Source organism: Streptomyces sp. RPA4-2 (genome assembly GCF_012273515.2).
GTDB classification, from domain to species: domain Bacteria; phylum Actinomycetota; class Actinomycetes; order Streptomycetales; family Streptomycetaceae; genus Streptomyces; species Streptomyces kaempferi.
This window is the reverse complement of sequence record NZ_CP050975.2, coordinates 4,169,712-4,192,309: the sequence shown is the minus strand read 5'-3', so window position 1 is coordinate 4,192,309 and position 22,598 is coordinate 4,169,712. Positions and strand designations below refer to the sequence as shown.

The 22,598-nt window shown below is 73.2% G+C and carries 17 protein-coding genes; 11 read left to right on the top strand and 6 right to left on the bottom strand.

The features are described from left to right. Positions 1–4: 4 nt before the first annotated feature. The 5 genes from HEP85_RS18200 to HEP85_RS18180 all read left to right on the top strand — a co-directional run bounded on the left by HEP85_RS18200 (position 5) and on the right by HEP85_RS18180 (position 6,244). Complete coding sequence (locus HEP85_RS18200; RefSeq protein ID WP_168528683.1) at positions 5–1,855, top strand: biotin carboxylase N-terminal domain-containing protein; 1,851 nt, start codon at positions 5–7, stop codon at positions 1,853–1,855. 63 nt (positions 1,856–1,918) lie between these two features. Next, positions 1,919–3,079, top strand: a complete 1,161-nt coding sequence (locus tag HEP85_RS18195; RefSeq protein ID WP_168528682.1) for an acyl-CoA dehydrogenase family protein — start codon at positions 1,919–1,921, stop codon at positions 3,077–3,079. A 155-nt stretch (positions 3,080–3,234) separates the two neighbouring features. Continuing rightward, the gene (locus tag HEP85_RS18190; protein ID WP_168528681.1) at positions 3,235–4,800 is read left to right on the top strand and encodes a 4-coumarate--CoA ligase family protein; all 1,566 of its coding nucleotides are present in this window, start codon (positions 3,235–3,237) and stop codon (positions 4,798–4,800) included. Then, positions 4,797–5,531, top strand: a complete 735-nt coding sequence (locus HEP85_RS18185; RefSeq protein ID WP_168528680.1) for an enoyl-CoA hydratase family protein — start codon at positions 4,797–4,799, stop codon at positions 5,529–5,531. The genes HEP85_RS18190 and HEP85_RS18185 overlap by 4 nt, the downstream gene beginning before the upstream one ends. Further along, on the top strand, positions 5,519–6,244 hold the full coding sequence (locus HEP85_RS18180) for a TetR/AcrR family transcriptional regulator (protein WP_248001979.1): 726 nt from the start codon (positions 5,519–5,521) through the stop codon (positions 6,242–6,244). The genes HEP85_RS18185 and HEP85_RS18180 overlap by 13 nt, the downstream gene beginning before the upstream one ends. 12 nt (positions 6,245–6,256) lie before the next feature. On the opposite strand, the gene pdxH is transcribed toward HEP85_RS18180, so the two are convergent. Continuing rightward, positions 6,257–6,895, bottom strand: coding sequence for a pyridoxamine 5'-phosphate oxidase (gene pdxH, locus HEP85_RS18175; protein WP_168533756.1), 639 nt, complete (start codon positions 6,893–6,895; stop codon positions 6,257–6,259). Positions 6,896–7,317: 422 nt separating this feature from the next. Between pdxH and HEP85_RS18170 the strand changes: the two genes are divergently transcribed. Further along, positions 7,318–8,418 (top strand): citrate synthase 2, encoded by a 1,101-nt coding sequence (locus HEP85_RS18170; RefSeq protein ID WP_168528679.1) that lies wholly within the window; start codon positions 7,318–7,320, stop codon positions 8,416–8,418. A 37-nt stretch (positions 8,419–8,455) separates the two neighbouring features. Here the strand turns inward: HEP85_RS18170 and HEP85_RS18165 are convergent, their stop codons facing one another. Then, complete coding sequence (locus tag HEP85_RS18165) at positions 8,456–9,484, bottom strand: isopenicillin N synthase family oxygenase (RefSeq protein ID WP_168528678.1); 1,029 nt, start codon at positions 9,482–9,484, stop codon at positions 8,456–8,458. A 668-nt stretch (positions 9,485–10,152) separates the two neighbouring features. Between HEP85_RS18165 and HEP85_RS18160 the strand changes: the two genes are divergently transcribed. Continuing rightward, the gene (locus tag HEP85_RS18160) at positions 10,153–11,535 is read left to right on the top strand and encodes a PAS domain-containing protein (protein WP_369657753.1); all 1,383 of its coding nucleotides are present in this window, start codon (positions 10,153–10,155) and stop codon (positions 11,533–11,535) included. 140 nt (positions 11,536–11,675) lie between these two features. Here HEP85_RS18160 and HEP85_RS18155 read toward each other — a convergent pair whose 3' ends face one another. Continuing rightward, positions 11,676–12,431 (bottom strand): SIS domain-containing protein, encoded by a 756-nt coding sequence (locus HEP85_RS18155; RefSeq protein ID WP_168528677.1) that lies wholly within the window; start codon positions 12,429–12,431, stop codon positions 11,676–11,678. Positions 12,432–12,873: 442 nt separating this feature from the next. On the opposite strand from HEP85_RS18155, the gene HEP85_RS18150 reads away from it, so the two are divergent. Further along, complete coding sequence (locus HEP85_RS18150; RefSeq protein ID WP_148008965.1) at positions 12,874–13,566, top strand: metal-dependent transcriptional regulator; 693 nt, start codon at positions 12,874–12,876, stop codon at positions 13,564–13,566. Between the two features lie 930 nt (positions 13,567–14,496). Then, a complete protein-coding gene (locus HEP85_RS18145; RefSeq protein ID WP_168528676.1) occupies positions 14,497–15,372 on the top strand; it encodes an alpha/beta fold hydrolase in 876 nt (291 codons plus the stop codon). A gap of 257 nt (positions 15,373–15,629) precedes the next feature. Here HEP85_RS18145 and HEP85_RS18140 read toward each other — a convergent pair whose 3' ends face one another. The 3 genes from HEP85_RS18140 to HEP85_RS18130 all read right to left on the bottom strand — a co-directional run bounded on the left by HEP85_RS18140 (position 15,630) and on the right by HEP85_RS18130 (position 18,866). Beyond that, a complete protein-coding gene (locus HEP85_RS18140) occupies positions 15,630–17,288 on the bottom strand; it encodes a transporter (protein WP_168528675.1) in 1,659 nt (552 codons plus the stop codon). Then, positions 17,285–18,061 carry an ABC transporter ATP-binding protein gene (locus HEP85_RS18135; protein WP_168528674.1) on the bottom strand — a complete coding sequence of 259 codons (777 nt, stop codon included), beginning with the start codon at positions 18,059–18,061 and terminating at the stop codon, positions 17,285–17,287. Before HEP85_RS18135 ends, HEP85_RS18140 begins: the two co-directional genes overlap by 4 nt. A gap of 142 nt (positions 18,062–18,203) precedes the next feature. Next, entirely contained in the window at positions 18,204–18,866 is a 663-nt protein-coding gene (locus HEP85_RS18130; RefSeq protein WP_168533754.1) for a bifunctional DNA primase/polymerase, read from the bottom strand. Between the two features lie 297 nt (positions 18,867–19,163). Between HEP85_RS18130 and HEP85_RS18125 the strand changes: the two genes are divergently transcribed. Together HEP85_RS18125 and HEP85_RS18120 are read left to right on the top strand one after the other, a co-directional pair. Beyond that, positions 19,164–20,549 carry a transcriptional regulator gene (locus tag HEP85_RS18125; protein ID WP_168528673.1) on the top strand — a complete coding sequence of 462 codons (1,386 nt, stop codon included), beginning with the start codon at positions 19,164–19,166 and terminating at the stop codon, positions 20,547–20,549. Between the two features lie 202 nt (positions 20,550–20,751). Next, the gene (locus HEP85_RS18120; RefSeq protein ID WP_369657752.1) at positions 20,752–22,578 is read left to right on the top strand and encodes a hypothetical protein; all 1,827 of its coding nucleotides are present in this window, start codon (positions 20,752–20,754) and stop codon (positions 22,576–22,578) included. Positions 22,579–22,598: the final 20 nt, after the last annotated feature.

The window sequence follows — 22,598 nt, the reverse complement described above, 5'->3', positions numbered from 1 at the left end:
CCCCATGATCAGTTCCATCCTTGTGGCCAACCGGGGCGAGATCGCCTGCCGTGTCTTCCGCACCTGCCGGGAGGCCGGGATCCGGACCGTCGCCGTGCACTCGGACGCCGACGAGAACGCCCTGCACGTACGGGAGGCCGACGCGGCGGTGCGGCTGCCGGGCGCGACACCCGCGCAGACGTACCTCCGCGGCGACCTGGTCGTGAAAGCGGCCCTCGACGCCGGAGCGGACGCGGTGCACCCCGGATACGGCTTCCTCTCCGAGAACGCGGACTTCGCGCGGGCCGTCCTCGACGCGGGCCTGGTCTGGATCGGGCCGCCGCCCGAGGCGATCGAGGCGATGGCGTCCAAGACCCGCGCCAAGAAGCTGATGGGTCTTGCCCCGCTGGTGGAGGTCACCACGGACGACCTTCCGGTGCTGGTCAAGGCGGCCGCGGGCGGCGGCGGGCGCGGTATGCGGATCGTGCGCGAACTGGCCGCTCTGGAAACGGAACTGGAGGCGGCGCGGGCCGAGGCCCTCAGCGCCTTCGGCGACGGCGAGGTCTTCGTCGAGCCGTACGTGGAGGGCGGCCGGCACGTCGAGGTGCAGATCCTCGCCGACACGCACGGCACGGTCTGGGCGCTCGGCACGCGCGACTGCTCGCTCCAGCGGCGCCATCAGAAGGTGATCGAGGAGGCCCCGGCCCCGGGGCTCGGGCAGCGGCTCACCGACACGCTGTACGACCTGTCCGTACGCGCCGCCCGCGCCGTCGACTACGTGGGCGCCGGGACCGTCGAGTTCCTGATCGCGGACGGCACCGCCCACTTCCTGGAGATGAACACCCGCCTCCAGGTCGAACACCCCGTCACCGAGGCGGTGTTCGGGATCGACCTCGTCGCGCTGCAGATCCAGGTCGCCGAGGGTGCCGCGCTCGACGACGCTCCGCCCCCCGCGCGCGGGCACGCGGTCGAGGCCCGTCTGTACGCGGAGGACCCGGCAGCCGCCTGGGCCCCGCAGACCGGCACCCTGCACCGCCTCGCCGTCCCGGACGGCGTCCGCCTGGACACCGGCTACGGCGACGGCGACCGGATCGGTGTGCACTACGACCCGATGCTCGCCAAGGCCGTCGCCCACGCCCCCACGCGCGCACGGGCCCTGCGCACCCTGTCGGGTGCCCTGGAGCGGGCGGACATCCACGGCCCGGTCACCAACAGGGACCTGCTCGTACGGTCCCTGCGGCACCCGGAGTTCGCCGAGGGCCGCATGGACACCGGGTTCTACGACCGCCACCTCGCCGCTCTCACGACGCCCGTCGCCGAGCCGTACGCGCCGCTGGCCGCAGCCCTCGCCGACGCGCACGGCCGTTCCCGGTTCGGCGGCTGGCGCAATCTGCCCTCCCAGCCGCAGATCAGGCGTTACCTCGTGGCGGGACAGGAGCACGAGGTCCGCTACCGGCACACCCGGGAGGGGCTGACCGCCGAGGGAGTGCGCGTCGTGAGCGCCGACGCCGGTCTCGTCGTCCTCGAAGTGGACGGTGTGCGGGAGCGGTTCCGGGTGGCACGCCACGGCGACCAGGTGTACGTGAACTCCACCGCCCTCACCGCGCTGCCCCGCTTCCCCGAACCCACCGCCGACCACGCCCCCGGCTCCCTGCTCGCGCCGATGCCCGGCACGGTGGTCCGGGTGGCCGAGGGCCTCGCCGAAGGAGTCCGGGTGGAGGCCGGCCGGCCCCTGCTGTGGCTGGAGGCGATGAAGATGGAGCACCGGATCTCCGCCCCGGCCGACGGCACCCTGACCGCTCTGCGCGTAGTCCCCGGCCAGCAGGTGGAGATGGGGGCTCTGCTGGCGGTCGTGGACAACGACGTGCCCGGATAAGGGCCGCGGGTGACCGCGCGCTCCGCCACGAAAGACCCGCACCTTCCGTACTCAGGAGGCCCGATGAGCCCCGTAACAGAGACCGAAGAGCACCAAGCCCTCCGTGCCGCCGTCGCCGCCCTCGGCAGGCGTTACGGCCGCGACTACCTGACCGGCGCCATTCGCGAGGACCGCCACCCCACCGAACTGTGGGCCGAGGCGGGCAAGCTCGGCTACCTGGGCGTGAACCTGCCGGAGGCGTACGGCGGCGGAGGCGGCGGCATAGCCGAACTCTCCCTCGTCCTGGAGGAGTTGGGCGCCGCCGGCTGTCCGCTGCTGATGATGGTCGTGTCCCCCGCGATCTGCGGGACCGTCATCGCCCGCTTCGGCACCGAGGAGCAGAAGCGCGCGTGGCTGCCCGGCCTCGCCGACGGCACCCGCACCATGGCCTTCGGCATCACCGAACCCGACGCCGGCTCCAACTCGCACCGGATCACCACCACGGCCCGCCGGGACGGCACGGACTGGCTGCTGAGCGGCCGCAAGGTGTTCATCTCCGGCGTCGACATCGCCGACGCCACCCTCGTCGTCGGCCGTACGGAGGACGCCCGCACCGGCAGCCTCAAGCCCTGTCTGTTCATCGTCCCGCGTGACGCGGAGGGCTTCGGCCGGCGGCAGATCGACATGGAACTCCAGAGCGCGGAGAAGCAGTTCGAGCTGACCCTCGACGATGTGCGGCTGCCCGCCGAGGCACTCGTCGGCGACGAGGACGCGGGTCTGCTCCAGCTCTTCGCCGGGCTCAACCCGGAGCGGGTGATGACGGCCGCGTTCGCGATCGGCATGGGCCGCTTCGCGCTCTCCCGTGCCGTCGAGTACGCCCGCGAGCGCACCGTCTGGAAGGCCCCCATCGGCGCCCACCAGGCCGTCGCCCACCCGCTCGCCCAGGCCCACATAGAGCTCGAACTCGCCCGTCTGATGATGCAGAAGGCGGCCTACCTGTACGACTCCGGGGACGACGTCGCCGCCGGGGAGGCCGCCAACATGGCCAAGTACGCCGCCGGTGAGGCCTGTGTGAAGGCGGTCGACCAGGCCGTGCACACCCTCGGCGGCAACGGACTCACCCGCGAGTTCGGCCTCGCCTCGTTGATCACGGCCTCACGGGTGGCCCGTATCGCCCCGGTGAGCAGGGAGATGATCCTCAACTACGTCTCCCACCAGACCCTGGGACTGCCCAAATCGTACTGAGGGGCGCGCCGAAGGGCCGCACCGGAGCGGACCACCGGCCGGTCCTCCCACCGAAGAAGCCCACCGGCCGCCCGTACCGCCCGAGCGCCCCGGTGGGTCCTCCCACCGAAGAACCCACCGGCCAGTCCTACCAGCGAGCCGCTCCAGGAGGACCCGTGTTCCGCAGTGTGTACGCCGATGTCCCGGCCGTCGAGGAACCCATCCACGAGGCCGTCCTCGGCCGGGCCGCCGAGCGCGGAGACATGCCCGCGCTGGTCGACGGCGTCGACGGCACGACGCTCAGCTACGGCCAACTCGACCGGTTCCACCGCCGGCTGGCCGCCGCGTTCGCCGACGCGGGCCTCCGCAAGGGCGACGTGCTCGCCCTGCACAGCCCGAACACCATCGCGTTCCCGACGGTGTTCTACGGCGCCACGCGCGCGGGGGCCTCGGTCACGACCGTGCACCCGCTCGCCACGGCCGAGGAGTTCGCCAAGCAGCTGCGGGACAGCGCCACGAGCTGGATCGTGACCGTCTCACCCCTTCTGGAGACGGCCCTGCGGGCCGCGGAACTGGCGGGCGGGGTACGGGAGATATTCGTCTGCGACAGCGCGCCGGGGCACCGGTCACTGGTCGACCTGCTCGGCTCGGCCGCGCCCGAGCCACGGATCGACATCGACCCCGTGACGGACGTCGCGGCCCTCCCGTACTCCTCCGGGACCACCGGCATACCCAAGGGCGTGATGCTCACCCACCGGTCCATCGCCACCAACCTGGCGCAGCTGGCGCGCTCGGTGCCGATGGACGAGGGGGAGCGCATCCTCGCGGTGCTGCCCTTCTTCCACATCTACGGGCTGACGGCTCTGATGAACGCGCCCCTGCGACAGGGCGCCACCGTCGTCGTGCTGCCCCGTTTCGACCTCGACACGTTCCTCACGGCCATCGAACGGCACCGCATCACGGGCCTGTTCGTGGCCCCGCCGATCGTGCTCGCGCTCGCCAAGCACCCGGCCGTCGCGGGCTACGACCTGTCGTCCCTGAAGTACGTCATCTCCTCCGCCGCGCCCCTGGACGCCCAGCTTGCCGCAGCCTGCGCCGAGCGGCTCGGCCTCCCGCCCATCGGCCAGGGCTACGGCATGACGGAACTCTCCCCCTGCACCCACCTGGTCCCGCTGGACGCCGCCGACGCGCCCCCGGGGACGGTGGGCAGGCTGGTCGCGGGCACCGAGATGCGGATCGTCTCCCTCGACGACCCGGACGAGGAACTCGGCGTCGGCGAGGCCGGGGAGATCGTCATCCGCGGTCCCCAGGTGATGAAGGGCTATCTGGGACGTCCCGACGCCACCGCCGAGATGATCGAACCGGACGGCTGGCTGCACACCGGGGACGTCGGGTACGCGGACGCGGACGGCTGGCTCTTCGTCGTCGACCGGGTCAAGGAGCTCATCAAGTACAAGGGCTTCCAGGTCGCGCCGGCCGAACTGGAGGCACTCCTGCTCACCCACCCGGGCATCGCGGACGCCGCCGTCGTCGGGGTCTACAACGAGGACAACAACGAGGTCCCGCACGCCCACGTGGTGCGTCAGCGGTCCGCCACCGGGCTGTCCGAGGGCGAGGTCATGATGTACGTCGCCGAACGCGTCGCCCCGTACAAACGGGTCAGGGGTGTCACCTTCGTCGACGTGGTGCCGCGGGCGGCCTCCGGGAAGATCCTGCGGCGGGAACTGCGGGGCCGGTCATGACCGTCGTGCGCGCGGACCAGGACCGCGCCGTCGCCACCCTCACCCTCGACTCGCCCGCCAACCGCAACGCCCTGTCGTCCGCGCTCGTGGGCGAACTGGCCCAGGAGCTCACGCGGTGCGGCGAGGACGAGGACGTCCGCGCGGTCGTCCTCGCCCACACCGGCAACACGTTCTGCGCGGGCGCCGACCTGCGTGACCCGCCGCACCCGGACGCGCTCGTCGGTCTGCTGCGGCGGATCGTCGAACTGCCCAAGCCGGTGGTGGCCCGGGTGACCGGGCACGTCCGGGCGGGCGGTCTCGGTCTGCTGGGCGCCTGCGACATCGCCGTCTCCTCCGCCGAGGCCACGTTCGCCTTCACGGAGGTCCGCATCGGCGTCGCGCCCGCCGTCATCTCCCTCCCCCTGCTGTCCCGCACGGACCCCCGAGCCCTCGCCCGCTACTACCTCACCGGCGAACGCTTCGACGCGGCCGAGGCCGTACGGACGGGACTGCTGACCGCGACGGGCGCCGACGTCGACGTGACTCTCGCCCCCGTCCTGGACGGCCTGCGCCGGTCCTCCCCGCAAGGCCTCGCCGAGACGAAACGGCTGCTCACGGCTAAGGTGCTGGAGGCCTTCGACCGGGACGCGGTCGCCCTGACGGCGCTCTCGGCCGAGCTGTTCTCCTCCGTACAGGCCCGCGAGGGGATGACGGCCTTCCTCGAACGACGGGATCCCGCATGGGTGGTGTGAACACGGCGGAAGCCTCGGACGACGCGACGGACGCGACGGACCCGGCAGATCCGCAGCCCACGGAACGTACGGGGGACGCGGGGGACGCGCACCGTAGCCATGCCGCGGCTCAGGGCTCGCGCGGCTCCCGCCCTCCGCATGTCCCGAAGCAGGACCGCAGCCGGGCCACCCGGCAACGGCTGCTGGCGGCCGCCGTGGCCTGCCTCGCCGAACACGGCTGGGCGGGCTCCACGGTCGCCGTCGTCGCGGAACGCGCCGGCGTCTCCCGGGGCGCCGCCCAGCACCACTTCCCGACCCGCGAGGACCTGTTCACGGCGGCGGTGGAGTACGTCGCCGAGGAGCGCTCCACGGCCCTGCGCGCCCTCTTCCCGGAGGGTGCCGCCGACCGGCGCGCCGTCGTCACGGCCCTCGTCGACCTCTTCACCGGCCCGCTCTTCCGCGCCGCCCTCCACCTGTGGGTCGCCGCCTCCAACGAGGACCAGCTCCGCCTCAGGGTCACCGAACTGGAGGCCCGCGTCGGCCGCGAGACCCACCGGATCGCCGTGGACCTGCTGGCCGCGGACGAGTCCCGCACGGGCGTACGGGAGACCGTCCAGGGTTTCCTCGACATGTCCCGCGGCCTGGGCCTCGCCAACCTGCTCACGGACGACGCGGCCCGCCGGGAGCGGGTGGTCACCCAGTGGGGCGAGATCCTGAACGGGGTGCTGGACTGAGCCGGGCCGCCGTCACGGGCTGAGCCGCTCCACCTTCCAGCCGCCGTCCGGCTCCGCCGTGTACCGCATCCGGTCGTGGAGGCGGTTCTCGCGGCCCTGCCAGAACTCGACCGTCCGCGGGGCGACGCGGAAGCCGCCCCAGTTCGGAGGGACCGGGACCTGCTCCCCCTCGGGGTAGCGGGCGCTCAGCTCCGCGTAGGCGGAGTCGAGTGGGGTGCGGGAGGGGACGACCGAGGACTGGGCGCTGGCCCAGGCGCCGAGCTGGGAGCCGTGCGGGCGGGTACGGAAGTACGCGGCCGTCTCGTCGCGGCCGGTGCGGCGGGCCGTCCCGGTGACGATGACCTGGCGGGCCATCGGGTGCCAGGGGAAGAGCAGCGACACGTACGGGTTGGCGGCCAGTTCCCGGGCCTTGCGGGACTCGTAGTTGGTGTAGAAGACGAAGCCCTGCTCGTCGTACTGCTTGAGCAGCACCGTGCGGGAACTGGGCCGCCCGTCGGCGTCGGCCGTGCCGACGACCATCGCGTTCGGCTCGTACACGACACCCCGTACGGCGGCCTGCGCGGCCTGTCTGAACCAGCGGGCGAACTGGTCCATGGGACGCGGGGCGAGATCGGACTCCACGAGCCCCTCGGCGCGGTAGTGGGCGCGCATCGCGGCGGGGTCGGTGCCGAGTTCCGCGCCGGCTCCTTCTCCGGCCTGTTCTTCGGCGGCGGCCTCGGCCGCGCGCTGGACGAGGGGCTCGGCGGATTCATCCGGGTAACGGTCGTTCACGCGGTCATCTTGCCGTACTTCGACCCCCACTCGGCGGGAGTGGGGTTCATCACTGCGTGGCACTGAGTGCCGCGTGCTCTCCCCAAAGGTGGCACTCGGGGATATCGTGCTGCTGCCGCTCCGGTGGGGTGACCGCCGGCCGCACGGGGCATCACCGGGATACGTACCGGACCACGAGTCCACGAGCCGACCGTGGAACCGGACGTCGACCACCCGTCACCGGCGCATGGTTTCCCACGGCACGGTCCATCGCAGCACCCGCCCGCAGACCCCCTGTCGCACACATCATGAGGAGCCGCCTGATGTCCGACTTCGTACCCGGACTCGAAGGAGTCGTCGCGTTCGAGACGGAGATCGCCGAACCGGACAAGGAGGGCGGCGCACTCCGGTACCGGGGCGTCGACATCGAGGATCTGGTCGGTCACGTCTCCTTCGGAAACGTCTGGGGACTCCTCGTCGACGGCGCGTTCAACCCCGGCCTGCCGCCCGCCGAGCCGTTCCCGATCCCCGTCCACTCGGGTGACATCCGCGTCGACGTCCAGTCCGCGCTCGCCATGCTCGCGCCCGTCTGGGGCCTCAAGCCCCTCCTCGACATCGACGAGTCGCAGGCCCGCGAGGACCTCGCCCGCGCCGCCGTCATGGCCCTCTCGTACGTCGCCCAGTCCGCCCGCGGGCAGGGCCGCCCCATGGTCCCGCAGAGCGAGATCGACAAGGCGCACTCGATCGCCGAACGCTTCATGATCCGCTGGCGCGGCGAGCCGGACCCCAAGCACGTGGCCGCCGTGGACGCCTACTGGACGTCCGCCGCCGAACACGGCATGAACGCCTCCACCTTCACCGCCCGCGTCATCGCGTCGACCGGCGCGGACGTGGCGGCGGCGCTCTCCGGAGCCGTGGGCGCGATGTCGGGCCCGCTGCACGGCGGTGCCCCCTCCCGCGTCCTCGGCATGATCGAGGAGATCGAGCGCACCGGGGACGCCGAGGCGTACGTCAGGCAGGCGCTGGACCAGGGCGAACGCCTGATGGGCTTCGGACACCGCGTCTACCGTGCCGAGGACCCGCGCGCGCGGGTCCTGCGCCGCACCGCCCGCGACCTGGGCGCCCCCCGTTTCGAGGTGGCCGAGGCGCTGGAGAAGGCCGCCCTGGCGGAGCTGCACGCCCGCCGCCCGGACCGGGTCCTGGCGACGAACGTCGAGTTCTGGGCCGCCATCGTCCTCGACTTCGCCGAGGTCCCGGCGCACATGTTCACCTCGATGTTCACCTGCGCCCGCACGGCCGGCTGGTCGGCGCACATCCTGGAGCAGAAACGCACGGGACGGCTCGTACGGCCGTCCGCGCACTATGTGGGCCCCGGCCCGCGCGGCCCCCAGGAGATCAAGGGCTACGAGCGCATCGCGCACTGAGCCCGCTTCCGGGGCCCGCCTCGGGGCCCGCCGGTCATCACGCGGGCGTGAGCAGGTCCGCGTGATGACGGGCGGCGACCAGCGGATGGGCCCGCAGCTTGCCCTTCAGCTCGTTGAACCCGTACTCGGCGAAGAGCGGGTTCGTCGGGTCGTCGGTGATCCCGGGCGCGGCGGACGCGTGCGGGAAGACCAGCGGCTCGATACGGGCGTCGAGGCGCGGGTTGTAGAAGAAGGGCACGGAGAACCGCTCGGTGGCCCCGGGCGGACTGACGACCCGGTGGTTCGTGGCGACCAGGTAGCCGTTGGTGGCGACCTCCAGCAGTTCGCCCAGGTTGACCACGAACGCTCCCGGCATCGGCGGCACGTCGTGGAAGAGCCCGTCCGCCCGCTGCACCTGGAGCCCGCCCACGGTGTCCTGGAGCAGCAGCGTCAGGAACCCGTAGTCCTTGTGCGCGCCCACGCCCTGACCGGCGCCGTCCCCCGCGCTCCCCGGATACCGGACGAGCTTCAGATGCGGATGGGCCCGCTCCCCGAAGACCGGCTCGTAGAAGTCGGCGGGCGCCCCGATGGCGGTGAGCAGCTCGCGCAGCAGCCGTGCGGCGACCGAGCCGAGGCGGTCGATCCAGGTCAGGGCGGCGGTGCGCAGCTCCGGCAGCGCGGCGGGCCACTGGTTCGGGCCCTGCAGCCACCAGTAGGCGGGCTCACCCGCGCCGGGTGTCCGCGCGGGCCGCTCGGCGCCTATGTCCAGCTGGTCCCGCCAGTCCTGGCTGCCGCCCGTCCGCTCGTCGCCGGTGCGCGTGTACCCGCGGAAGTGCGGCGAGCCGACGTTGTCGAGGGCGAGCCGGTCGGCCTCGGGCAGTGCGAAGAAGCGGTGCATGGCGTCGAGCAGGGCGCCGGTCTCGGCCGCGCTCACCCCGTGTCCGACGAGCTGGAAGAAGCCCACGTCGTGGGCGGCGCTGTGCAGCTGCGCGTGCAGCAGGGCACGGGCCTGCGGGCCGCGGTCGGCCGCCGAGAGGTCGATGATCGGGAGCTGCTGGTACGGCGAGGAGGACGGGTACGTCGTCATGGGGTGCGTCCGCGGGGTGTACGGGGTGCCCGTGAGGGCCGCCGGGGGTGGGGCGGGGGCCACGGGTGCCGGGGGAGAGAAGGTGAGGGCGAGGTCAGGCGCTGGGCCGACAGCCCATGCTCGTGACACGCACGTAGTCCACGTGCCGGCGTCGAACGAGCATCGGAAGCATGGCGTAAGAGTACTGCGGAGCCCCACAAACGTATGTGTCCCACCTCACATGTCCCGCACAACGCAGGCGACCCGCGAGTTCGGGTCCCTCCGCCTCGCGGCGGAGGAGCCGGCCGGACGTACCGGCGAACTCGCGGGTCGGGTGACTGCTGGAGATTGGGCCGGCTGCGCGCTGCTTCACGCGCGGGTCCGGCACCGCACTGAATGGGGTGACGGGCCGCTAGCCCGCAGCCACCTCACGCGTCCGGTTTGCATACATCTGCCGAACCACCTCCTCTCTCGTGTGCACCACACCTTAGGAACGGATCGCGAACCGCTCAACTGTTTTTTCGACCGGCCCGCGGCTCCTGGGACAGGTGGGACGGAATTCCTGGCGCGCAACGTTTTCGTCCAATCTTCGGGGAATCAGGTGTGGGCTGGGTCACGTTCGAGTTGAATGACTGCCAGTGAGTGAACTGTCTCGCCGTACGTGCGGACGCAGCCTGCAGGGGGTCCAGGTGAGTGCTTCCCGGCGTAGTGGGACCACCGATGAGCTGGGGCCGGACGAGCCCGAGCCGGATGGTTCGGATCTGCTTGCCGCGCTGCTGGACGGGATGGACGCGGCCCTGTGCGCGTTCGACGCCGACGGGGTCGTCACCCATTGGAACCGGGAGGCGGAGCGGATTCTCGGCTGGACCGCGGCCGAGGCCGTGGGGCGGCGCGGATTCGCCGGGTGGGCGGTACGGACCGCGGACGCCGAGTCGGTCGAGGGGCGGCTGCTGTCCGCCATGGAGGCCCCGGGCCGGCAGGTGAACGAGTTCGCGCTGCTGACCAAGGACGGCGGCCGGGTGCTCGTCCGGACCCAGTCCGCCGCCGTGCGCGGGCCCGACGGCAAGCCCGCGGGGGTGTACTGCGCCTTCAGCGAGGTGCACGCGCAGATCGACCTCGAGCGGTCCATCGCCCTGAGCGAGGCGCTGTTCGAGGACGCCAGCTGGGGCGTGGTGCTGGTCGACGCGGACCTGCGGCCCGCCGTGGTCAACGCCCACGCGGCCCGAGCCCTCGGGACGGGTCGCACGGCGGTGCTCGGGCGGCCCCTGGGAGAGCTGCTGTCGCAGGGTGTCGAGGAGCTGGAGAGCGCGCTCACCCATGTGCTCGCCGAGGGCGCGCCGCCCGCGCCCGCCGAGATGTGGGTGAGCGTGCGCTCGACGGACGGCGAGAAGAGGCGCTGCTGGCGCAGCGGCTTCGTGCGGCTCGCCTCGCCACTCACGGAGGAACCGGTCCCGCTCGGTGTCGGATGGCTCTTCCAGGACGTGACGGAGGCCAGGCAGACCGAGCAGGAGGCGGCGCTGCTGCGGTTCCGGGCCAATCAGCTGCACCGGGCGGCGCGAGCCGCGGCCGAGTGCGAGGACCCGGGCGAGGCGGCCACCGTCCACCTGGACTTCTCGCTCGCCGGATTCGCCGACCACGCGCTGATCGACCGTGTGGCGGGCGGCCCGGTGGCCGACGGCGAAGGGCCCGTGCGGCTCGTACGGGTCACCGCCACGCCGGCCGGGGCGCCGGGTCCGAGTCTGCTCACCGGACAGGCCGGGCTGCCCGTGCGCTACGCCGAGGGGCACCCCGCGCTGCAGTGCGTGGAGCGGGCCGGCTCGGTGCGGGCCGGCTCCGGCGAGAGCACGCCCGAACGGACGCGGGAGTGGGCCGCGGCCCGCCATTGGCCGGCGGACTCGGTGCACGCCCTGTGCGCGGTGCTGCGCAGCCGGGGGCGGACGCTGGGCGTCGTGACGTTTCTGCGCGGGGCGGGGCGCAGCCAGTTCGAGCGCACGGACGCCACGTACGCGGAGGACGTGGCGGTGCGGATCGCCATGGCGCTGGATCTGCAGGCTCTGGTGGAGCGGCCGTAGGCGCGGCGCGACGGCCTCAGGGGTGTGTTCCCGGACCTCCGGGGACCGCTGGGACCTCCGGGACCGCTGGGGCGTGACGGTCACGGCGGTGAGTCCCGGGCCGGTGCGCCGGCCCGGCGCCGGTGTCCGGGCCGGACGGCTCAGCGCCGGTAGAAGATCCGGTCCCCGTACTCCGTCATCACACGGCGGTTCCACTCGTGGCCGCCGTCCACGTTGCCCGAGCGCAGCAGCGGCGGCTCGACGCCGCGGCCGGCCAGCGCGCCCGCGGCCGTGGCCATGACGGCCTGGAGCAGGGCCGACGTGACGACCGTGGAGGCGGGGGCGAAGGGCGCCTCGATGGCGTCCAGGGTCAGTTCCGCGTCCCCGACCGCGATCTTCGAGTCGAGGACGACGTCGCAGTGGTCCTTCAGATACGTCCCCGAGACGTGCCGGGACGTCGTCTCCGAGGCGTAGGCGACCGAGGTGACCCCGATGACCTTCACGCCCAGCGCGCGGGCGTTCATGGCCATCTCGACGGGGAGCGCGTTGCGGCCCGACAGGGAGATGATCACGAGCAGGTCGCCGGCGCGGAGCGGGCTGCAGTCGAGGACCGCGCTCGCGAGGCCGTCGACCCGTTCCAGGGCGGAGCCCAGCGTCGCCGGCATGACGTCGACGCCGACCACGCCCGGCACCGTGAGCAGGTTCATCAGGGCGAGACCGCCCGCGCGGTAGACGACGTCCTGCGCGGCGAGCGAGGAGTGCCCGGCGCCGAAGGCGAACAGCCGGCCGCCTTCCGTGACGGTGTCGGCGATGAGGGCGCCGGCCGCCTCGACGTCCTCGGCGCACTCGTCCCGCACCCGCTGCAGCAGGCCGATCGCGGCGTCGAAGAACTGCCCGGCCAGCTTGCTGTCGCTCATCGGCGAAGCCCCTTAGAAGTCGCGTCGGCACAAGGCCGGCGAGCGGTTGAACCGGCGGCCCGGTACAGCCTTGCTCCCGTCGTGTCGCGGATCACGTTGCGGTCTGGACCACTGCCGTGTCAATACGGCCCGCGGGGGCGACACTGGGCACGGGGCCGCCGACGCGCGGCCCGACGGCCAAGCCGCCCGGCCGCGGGCACCAGGCGCCCGCGCCGCACACCCGGGGACGGCGCCGGGCCCCGGACGCCCGCCCGGACGCCGGTCGTGTCCGATCCGGCCGGGCCGCCGCCCGCATCGCCGCGGAGGAAGCGGAGGCAGTCGTCATTGTGCGGTTTCCCCGGCGAGGCACGGTTGTCAGTGGTATGCGTCAGAATTGAGTTCAGGGCCAGCGCACAAGCCGGTGAGCCACCGAGCCTCCGGCAGAGCTAATCGAGGGGCACGTATGTCCGGACTGATCGACACCACGGAGATGTATCTCCGCACCATCCTCGAGCTGGAGGAGGAAGGCGTGGTCCCCATGCGCGCCCGGATCGCCGAGCGGCTCGACCAGAGCGGCCCGACGGTCAGCCAGACGGTGGCGCGCATGGAGCGCGACGGTCTGGTGGCGGTCGCCAGCGACCGGCACCTGGAGCTCACCGACGAGGGCCGCCGCCTGGCCACCCGGGTGATGCGCAAGCACCGTCTGGCCGAGTGCCTGCTCGTCGACGTGATCGGCCTGGAGTGGGAGCAGGTGCACGCCGAGGCCTGCCGCTGGGAGCACGTGATGAGCGAGGCCGTCGAGCGGCGCGTCCTCGAACTGCTGCGCCACCCGACCGAGTCTCCGTACGGGAACCCGATCCCCGGTCTTGAGGAGCTCGGCGAGAAGGACGGCGCCGACCCGTTCCTGGACGAGGGCATGGTGTCGCTGGCCGAGCTCGACCCGGGCCTGGACGGCAAGACCGTCGTCGTACGCCGGATCGGCGAGCCCATCCAGACGGACGCGCAGCTGATGTACACCCTGCGCCGGGCCGGTGTGCAGCCCGGCTCCGTGGTGAGCGTGACGGAGTCGGCGGGCGGCGTGCTCGTCGGCAGCGGTGGTGAGGCGGCGGAGCTGGAGTCGGACGTCGCGTCCCACGTGTTCGTCGCGAAGCGCTGACGCGCCACGGGCGGCGGTGGGCGTCGGGCGGCCCGCCGGTGGCCGTGGGCGGCGTGCGCGCCGCGGACGGCGGGAGTTCCGTACGGAGCGCCGGCGTCCGGTGTTCGTGGGCGGGCGTCGACACCTCGGTGCGCGTCCCCCGGCCCTGAGCCCGCGAGGGGCAGCCCCCGGGCGCGGGCCGCGGGGCCCGGCTTCGGCCGGACCCCGGGGTCCGCTCCCGGGAGCCCGCCGGACAGGGCCGAAACCCGAGGCCCGCACCACCGCCGGGCGCCGTGAAGGCCGTGCGGCGGGCCCCGGCCCGGTCGGCGTGGTCGTGTCAACTCCCGGGGCGGCAGAGGTAGTTGTGACGCCTGCACTGTGTCGTCGAAACCAAGATTCAGTGTGCCGAATCGCAGCGGCGAGACCATTTGCGTGCGAGGCTGTCGCGTGAGGCATATGACCTGAGGGCTCTTGACCGTGTCCGAGAGGGATGTCGCACGGTCGGGGAGGGGGCGGGGAGGATGTGCCGCAGACAGGGAGAGGGCCCCGGCACCAGATGGCGCCGGGGCCTGTCCTCCCCTGTGCTGACCCGGAGCCCCGAGCTCCCAGGGTCATCCCCTTCGGACCGTTGTCCCCGAGCGGTCCGCCTCCCGCTGAAGATCTCCCCTCGGCAGCGGCGGTCAATCCCCGCTCGTGGTCACTCGAACGAGGGGTGTTGTCGCCGAGCGGGCTATTTTCGAATGTCTATTCGATAATGTGGCGGCGTACGACGGGCGTACCGGGTACCCGTGGAGCGGCACAGGAAGCGGCACGGGCGGCACGCCGGCGATCTGGGCACATCAGCGGTGACAGCGGCACGACAGCGGCAGGAAGCGGCACGGAGCGGTACGAGGGACCGGCGGGCTCGAGTGGGAGCGGGCGGTCCGAGCGAGCTAGGGGGGTGCCAGACCTATGGTGCGGCGCATCGACGTGACAGGCGCGGGCGGTCTACGCCTGGCTGCGTGGGAGTTCGCCGATTCTCCCGAGAACGCTCCCCCGACGGGCCCGCCGGGCCCGTCGGCCCCTGGAGTGCTGTTGCTGCACGGCCTCATGGGCCGCGCCTCGCACTGGGCCCCCACCGCCCGCTGGCTCTCCGGGCGGCACCGTGCCGTCGCGCTCGACCAGCGCGGCCACGGCCGGAGCGACAAGGCGCCGCAGGAGGAGTACACCCGCGAGGCGTACGTCGAGGACGCCGAGGCCGCCCTCGAGCAGCTGGGTCTCGCCCCGGCCGTCCTCGTCGGTCACGCCATGGGCGCGCTCACCGCCTGGCAGCTCGCCGCCAAGCGCCCCGACCTCGTCCGCGGGCTGGTCATCTGCGACATGCGGGCCTCGGCGTTAGGCGCCGCGTCGCAGCGGGAGTGGGAGCACTGGTTCAAGGCCTGGCCGATGCCGTTCGCCACGCTCGCCGACGTACGGAAGTGGTTCGGCGAGGACGACCCCTGGGTGGAGCGCCCCAGCCCCTCCCGCGGCGAGTTCTACGCCGAGGTGATGCACGAGACGGCCGACGGCTGGCGGCCCGTCTTCGAACCCGAGCAGATGCTGAAGTCCCGCGAGACCTGGGTGTACGACGCCCACTGGGAGGAGCTCGCCCAGGTCCGGTGCCCCGCCCTGGTCGTCAGGGGCCTGGACGGCGAGCTGGGCCGGGCGGAGTCCCAGGAGATGGTCCGTGTCCTGCCGCACGGCCGGTACGCGGAGGTGGCCGACGCCGGCCACCTCGTGCACTACGACCGGCCGCAGGCCTGGCGGACCGCGATCGAGCCGTTCCTCGACGGCGTCCTCACCGGCTGACCGGGAACCCGGGAACCCGGCCCGCGCGCGCCCCTGGGGCGTGTCCGCGAGGGCGCGCGTGCCTCGCGACGCCCGGCACGCTCCCCCACTGCCTCAAGGGCGTGGGAGGTCCCCCCACTCGCCGCACCGGGCACGGCCCTGAGTGCCCTGAGTACGTCCGGTACGAGGGCCTGCGCCCGGCGCACCGAGAGCACGCACCGGGCGCCGTGGGGCCTGCCCTCCGGGCGGACGACGGGACCTCACGGACGCGCCCCGGCTCACCCCTTGCTCACCGCCGCCAGGATCTCCGGCAGCCGCCGGGCCGTCCGTGGCGCGGCCATCCGCAGCCCCAGCAGCGCGATCAGCGCCCCGTACCCGGCCCCCAGCGGCAGCAGCAGCCAGCTCCACCGGTCTCCGTCCGCCGTCACGTTCACCCAGATCGTGAGGGCGATGACGGGAGCGCTGAGCAGCGCCGCCGAGACCATCCCGCCGAAGATGGAGATCCAGGCGAGCCCCGCCTGCCCGGGGGCCACGTTCTTGTAGCCCTCCTGCGGGATCGAGTACGGGAAGCGGGCCGACGACCAGGCGCCGGTGGCCAGCATCGCGCCGAGCAGCGCGAAGGACAGTCCCAGCACCTCGGGCAGCCGGGTCCAGTCGCCGAGCAGCGCGGTCGTCAGGACGCTCACGAGCGTCGCGTACGGCAGGGTGATCACCAGCAGCGCCAGTGCCCGCCCGCGCAGTTCGACATACGCGTCGCGCGGGGACGAGATCGTCATCGCGACCATCCAGAACGCGGACGTGTCCTGCCCGAACTGGTTGTACATCTGGATCCCGAGCATCCCGGCCGCGAAGCACGCGAAGTAGACCGAGCCGGTGCCCTGCAGCGCGTTGAACACGGGCACGATCAGCCCGATGGCCAGCGAGGTCACCCACGCGGCCTTCGTCTTCGGGTCCCGCCACACGTACCGCAGGCTGCGCTCCATGACCGTCCCGGTGCGTCCCGACGGCAGCAGCCGGCCGAGCCCCGAAGGGCCCCTCTCCCGGGCCGGCTCCGCGGTCCGCAGCGTCGAGCCGTCCGGTGAGGTCATCAGGCGGGTCAGATGCCGCGACCACAGCGCCAGCAGCCCCGCCAGCGCGGCCACGCAAAGCGCCAGTTGAACGGCCCCGGCCCCGTACGAACCCTCGCTCACCGCGTCCACGGCGCCGATCGCCGACGCCGGCGGCACCCAGCGCAGCACCTCCGCCACCGGGTCGAGTTCCGCGAGGCCGCCCGCCGAACCGAGCCGCTGCGCACCGAAGTTGACCAGTTGCGCGCCGACCGCGATCACCAGTCCGCTGAGCACCGCGAGATCGCGGCCCTTACGGCTGGACAGCAGCCGGATGTTGGCGGCGGCCACGGCGCGCGCGAGGGCCACGCAGACGAGCAGGGCCACGGCCACGGCGACGACGGCGGTGACGTACGCCGCCGTGCCGTGCGCCACCGAGACGACGGACCCGACGAGCAGACAGAGCGTGAACAGCGGTCCGATGCCGACCAGCGAGGCCGCGAGCAGCGCCTTGACGAGCGGGCGCGGCCGCAGCGGCAGCATGACCAGCCGGGTCGGGTCGAGCGTCTCGTCGCCGCTCGGGAAGAACAGCGGCATCACCGCCCAGCCGAGCGCCAGGACCACCACGAGCGGCACGGTGACGGAGACGGCGTGCGGGTTGCCGCGCAGGGCGATCAGGCCCAGCAGCTGGAGGGCGGCGAAGAGGAGGACGAGGGCGACCGAGGTGACGTACGCGGCCCGCCGCCCGCCCGACTGCCGCAGCCCGTTGCGCAGGAGCGACAGCTTCAGCCGTACGACGACGGGGGTGATCGACACGGCGGAGGCGGGCGCGGAGGAGCTCGCCGGGGTGCCCGACGCGGTGCTCGCGGGGATGCTCGCCGGGGTGCTCATCGTGCGCCGCCGCCCAGCCAGTCCAGATCGGCCCCGGGCGTGCGGCCGTGCGCGCCGACGAGTTCGAGGAACGCCTGCTGGAGGGAGGGCGCGTCGCCGCGGACCTCCGCGAGCGGGCCGTGGGCGCGGATGCGCCCCGCGACCATGACGGCGACCCAGTCGCACAGCGACTCGACGAGTTCCATCACGTGGGAGGAGAAGACGACCGTGGCGCCCGATCCCGTGTACCGCTCCAGGACGCCACGGATGGTCTGCGCGGAGACGGGGTCGACGCCCTCGAACGGCTCGTCGAGGAAGAGGATTTCGGGGTTGTGGAGGAGAGCGGCGGCGAGGCCGATCTTCTTGCGCATACCCGTCGAGTAGTCGACGACGAGCTTGTGCTGGGCGCCCGCGAGGTCGAGGACGTCGAGGAGCTGAGTGGCGCGTTTGTCCACCTCCGGGCCGGGCAGGCCGCGCAACCGGCCGGTGTAGGCGAGGAGTTCGCGCCCGGAGAGCCGTTCGAACAGGCGCAGGCCCTCGGGCAGGACGCCGATCCGGGCCTTCACCGCCGCCGGGTCGCGCCACACGTCACGGCCCACGACCTCGACGGTGCCCTGGTCCGGCCTGAGCAGTCCGGTCACCATCGAGAGGGTGGTGGTCTTCCCGGCCCCGTTCGGGCCGACGAGCCCGATGAACCGGCCCGCGGGCAGTTCCAGGTCGATCCCGCCGACGGCGACCTGCTCCCCGAACCGCTTCCAGAGCCCTTGTACGTGTACGGCTGCTCCTTGGGTCATGGAGGCACCCTACGGGGGAGCGCCCTCGTTCCAAGGGGGAGGGAACCGCGCGACCGGCCACGACGGAGAGCCGGGCCGGATCAGGGCCACGGTCCTTCCGCGTCACAGCCCTACCGTCCTACAGCCCTACCGTCCTACAGCCCTACCGGTCCCGTCCGCACGCGTAGGCGAGCGGTGAGATCAGCTCCTCCACGTCCGGCAGCCATCGGTTGGCGGGCGTGGGACGGCAGGCCCACTGCACGGCCCCCCGGGACCCGAACCGGGTCGGCGGGGCGGCGACGTACGAGCCCTCGCCGAGCGCGACGAGGTCGAGCGAGGCCGACGGCCAGCCGAGCGCGCGTACGAGGTCGGGGACCTTCGCGGCGGCACCGGGGAGTACGAAGAAGTGCATGCGCCGGTCCGGGGTGCAGGTGACCGGACCGAGCGTCAGCTCCATCCGCTCCATGCGGGCGAGCGCGAGGAAGCCGGCCGACTCGGGCACGTCGATCGCGTCGAACGTACGCCCGGTGGGCAGCAGGATCGACGCCGTGGGCTGCTTCGACCACATGCGGCGGGCGACGGTCGCGCTGCCGGTCGCCTGCGTGGCCCAGTCGTCGCGCGCCGGATGCGCGCCGGGGGCGGAGCACCCGCCGTCGCCGCAGGAGCAGCGCTGGGTCCTGTCGACGACTTCCAGCCAGGCTCCCGGGAACACGTCCCAGTGGCGTTCCTCGGCATATCGCACGGCGGTGTCCAGCAGCGGTTCGCCGCGCTGCTTCGGGATCTGGGCGGCCTCGGGCCCCGCGATGGTCTCTTCCACGATGAACACAACTCTGGTGGCCACGGGGGGTTACGGGCGTCCTGTGCGCGGGGGAGGGGCATCGTTCCCGCATGTGGGGCGCATGGATGCACGGGTGGGGGCGCGCGTGGGGAACGGCAGCGGGGGGTGGGTAACCAGGGGAGGGGTCGGGCAACCGCCCTTACCCCGGCAATCCTCACATGTCCCGCATCTTCGGTATGTCTGCGGGGCATTGATCTTCATGGCCGGCCTCGTTCCATGACGCCGGCCGGTGAGGACACGTCACATCGGTGCGTGGGCAAGCACCGCAGCCACAGGGGGTACGCCATGGCCGCAAGGCCGCTCGTCGCGCGGCAGCCGAACGAACGACTGCAGGCGCTCATCCAAGAAGCGGGCTGTTCCAACGCCGGCCTGGCCCGCCGGGTCAACATGTGCGGCGCGGAGCACGGTCTCGATCTGCGCTACGACAAGACGTCCGTGGCGCGCTGGTTGCGAGGCCAGCAGCCGCGGGGACGGGCGCCCGCGATCATCGCGGAGGCGCTGGGCCGCAAGCTCGGCCGTACGGTCACGATCGACGAGATCGGCATGGCGAACGGCAAGAACCTCGCGTCGGGCGTCGGCCTGCAGTTCTCGCCGACCGTCCTCGGCGCCATCGAGCAGGTGTGTGAGCTGTGGCGGAGCGACGTCGGGCGCAGGGACTTCCTGTCCGGCTCGTCCGTCGCCGCCTCCGCGCTCGTCGAGCCCAGCCGCGACTGGCTGATCTCCGCGCCGGACTCCCAGGTGGCGCGCGCGGCGGGCCCGCGGGTCGGGCTCTCGGACGTGGCGGCGGTCCGCGCGATGACCCAGGCCCTGGTGGACCTCGACCACCAGTACGGCAGCGGCCATGTGCGCCCGGTCGTCGTGCACTACCTCAACAGCGTGGTCTCCGGCCTGCTCGCGGGCTCCTACCGGGAGGCGGTCGGGCGCGAACTCTTCGCAGCCGTGTCCCGGTTGACGGAGCTCGCGGGCTACATGGCCATCGACACCGGTCAGCCGGGACTCGCCCAGCGCTACTACATCCAGGCGCTGAGACTCGCCCAGGCGGCCGGGGACCGGGGCTACGGCGGCTACGTACTCGCGGCGTCCATGAGCCACTTGGCGGCGCAGCTCGGCAACCCGCGCGAGATCGCGCAGTTGGCGCGCGCCGCCCAGGAGGGCGCGCGGGGGCGGGTGACACCGCGCGCGGAGTCGATGTTCCACGCCGCCGAGGCGCGCGGGCACGCCCTGCTGGGCGACGCGCGCGCCGCGCAGGTGGCGTCGGGGCGCGCGGTCACCGCCCTGGAGTCCGCCGACGCGGCCTCGGGCGACGACCCGGCGTGGATCGCGCACTTCGACGAGGCTTATCTCGCCGACGAGTTGGCGCACTGCCACCGTGACCTGGGGCAGTCGGAGGCGGCCGCGCGGTGCGCGGAGGAGTCGCTGGCCGGGCATCCGGAGTCGCGGGCCCGCCGCCGCGCCATCGGCTATGTGCTGCTCGCCACCGCGCAGGTCCAGCAGCGCGAGGTGGAGCAGGCGTGTCATACGGGGCTGCGGGCGGTCGAGTTGCTGGGCACCCTGCGTTCCAACCGCGGCGCCGAGTACGTGGAGGACCTGCAGCAACGCCTCGATCCGTACCGGGACGAGCCGGTGGTGAGGGAGTTCGGGGCAAGGCTGGAGCTGCAGGCCGCGGCGTGAACGTTTTGTGAGCGCGGGCGTGAACGGCGGGAAAACGACGGTGTCCCGTGGGAGAGGAGGAGAATACAGCGCACGGCGGGACGTATTCGTTACCCCGGTCACCGGGGGCGGGGTGATGACCTGTGCTGCGTGGCACGGGCTCGTGGGGACCCGGTAGCGTGAGCCGACGATTCCGAAAGGTCCCCCATCAGTAGGAGTCCCGGTGACGCAGAGTGGACAGGGCGAGCAGCCCTCGGCGCGCCCCGCGCGTGAAGGCATCGTGCTGCCCTCCGACGGTGGCGAGCCGTTGCTGCCGGGCATGACGGGCGACCAGGCCGTTCCGGCGGGAGGCCGGTCCTGGGACCGGCCGTGGGGTCCCGACCCCGCGGCCGCCCCGGCCCCACAGCCCGGTGAGGGCTGGGGGCCGCCGGCGGACGGCACCCAGGCCTGGGGCGAGCCCGGTGCGCACCGGGCCGCCGAGCCGGGTCCGGACTGGGGCGCCCACGAGGTGTCGTCCCAGGGTTCCGTGGGTTCCGCCGGCTGGCCGGCGGGGTCGGACCAGACCCCGGACGCGCGCTGGGGCACGTCGGCCCAGCAGGGCGCACAGGCGTCGGGCGCCGGGCCGCTCCCGGCCGAGGGCGCGCAGCCCCAGCCCTACGGCGGGCAGCAGTCGCCGTCGTACGGCGGCCACGGGCCGTCCGCGTACGGCAACGGCTCGTACGGCAACGGCTCGTACGACAACGGACAGGCCCAGGCGTACGGCGCTCAGGGCGGCCAGGCCCACGACGGGTACGCGGGAGCCGGACCCGTGGGCTCGCAGCAGCCCGCGGGCGGCCGGTCGCTTCCGCACGCCGTCGCCCCCGGTGCCCTGCCGCCCGTCGCCGACGAGGGTGCCACGCAGTACATCCCGCCCGTCCCGGCCGCCGACGAGGGCGCGACCCAGTTCCTCCCGCCGATCGGCCCCGGCGCCCTGCCGCCCGAGGTGAGCGGGGGCGGGACGCAGTTCCCGGGGCACGCGCCCCAGGGGATGCCCGGCGCGGGATCGCCGTCCCCGGCCGCGAACCCGGACGCCGAGGCCACCCAGTTCATGGCTCCGGTGCCCGCCGATCAGCCCGGCGCGTCGTACGGGATACGCCCGGGCGGCCCGGAGGACCGGCAACCGCCCGCGGAGTTCGACAATCTCTTCCGCGCCGAGTCGAGCGCACCGGAAGCGCCCGCGTCCACGCAGCAGCTTCCGCGCTTCGAAGCGCAGGCCCCACACACCCCACAGGCCCCACACACCCCACAGGCTCCGTACGGCGCGCAGGCCCCGTACGGCGCGCAGGCCCCGTACGGCGCGCAGGCCCCGGGGGCGCCCGGCGGACCGGGCGGACGGGCCGCCACCCGGCGTGGCGCGCCCGCCGAGGGCGGTGGCGGGCGCGGCGGCTCACGCGTCCCGCTGATCGCTGCCGTCGGCATCGGCATCGTCGTGCTCGGTGTCGGCGCCGGTGCCCTGCTCAGCGGCGGTGGGAGCGGCGACAGCGCGGGCGGCGGCAGCAAGAACGTGTCGGCGACGGCCGCCGCCACCGACGGTTCGGCGTCCGCGGGTGCCGACCCGGCCAAGGCACAGGCCGTCGCGCTGGACAAGCTCCTCGCGGACAGCAACAACAGCCGTGACTCGGTCGTCAAGGCCGTCGAGAACGTGAAGGCGTGCAACAACCTGGGCCAGGCGGCCGGCGATCTGCGGGGCGCGGCCAAGCAGCGCGCCGGGCTCGTCACCCGGCTCTCCGCCCTCTCCGTCGACAAGCTCCCGAACCACGCCGAGCTGACCACCGCGCTGAACAACGCGTGGAAGGCCTCCGCGGCGGCCGACAACCACTACGCGACCTGGGCCGACCAGGTCGGCGGCAAGAAGGGCTGCAAGGGCGGTCACGCCCGCACCACCGGCCAGACCCAGGCGGCCAACGCGGCCAGCGGCACCGCGAGTGCGCAGAAGTCGAAGGCCGCCGGGCTGTGGAACTCCATCGCGTCGAAGTACGGACTGACGCGGCGCACACCGATCCAGCTGTGAAAACCCCTGGGGCCCGCCCC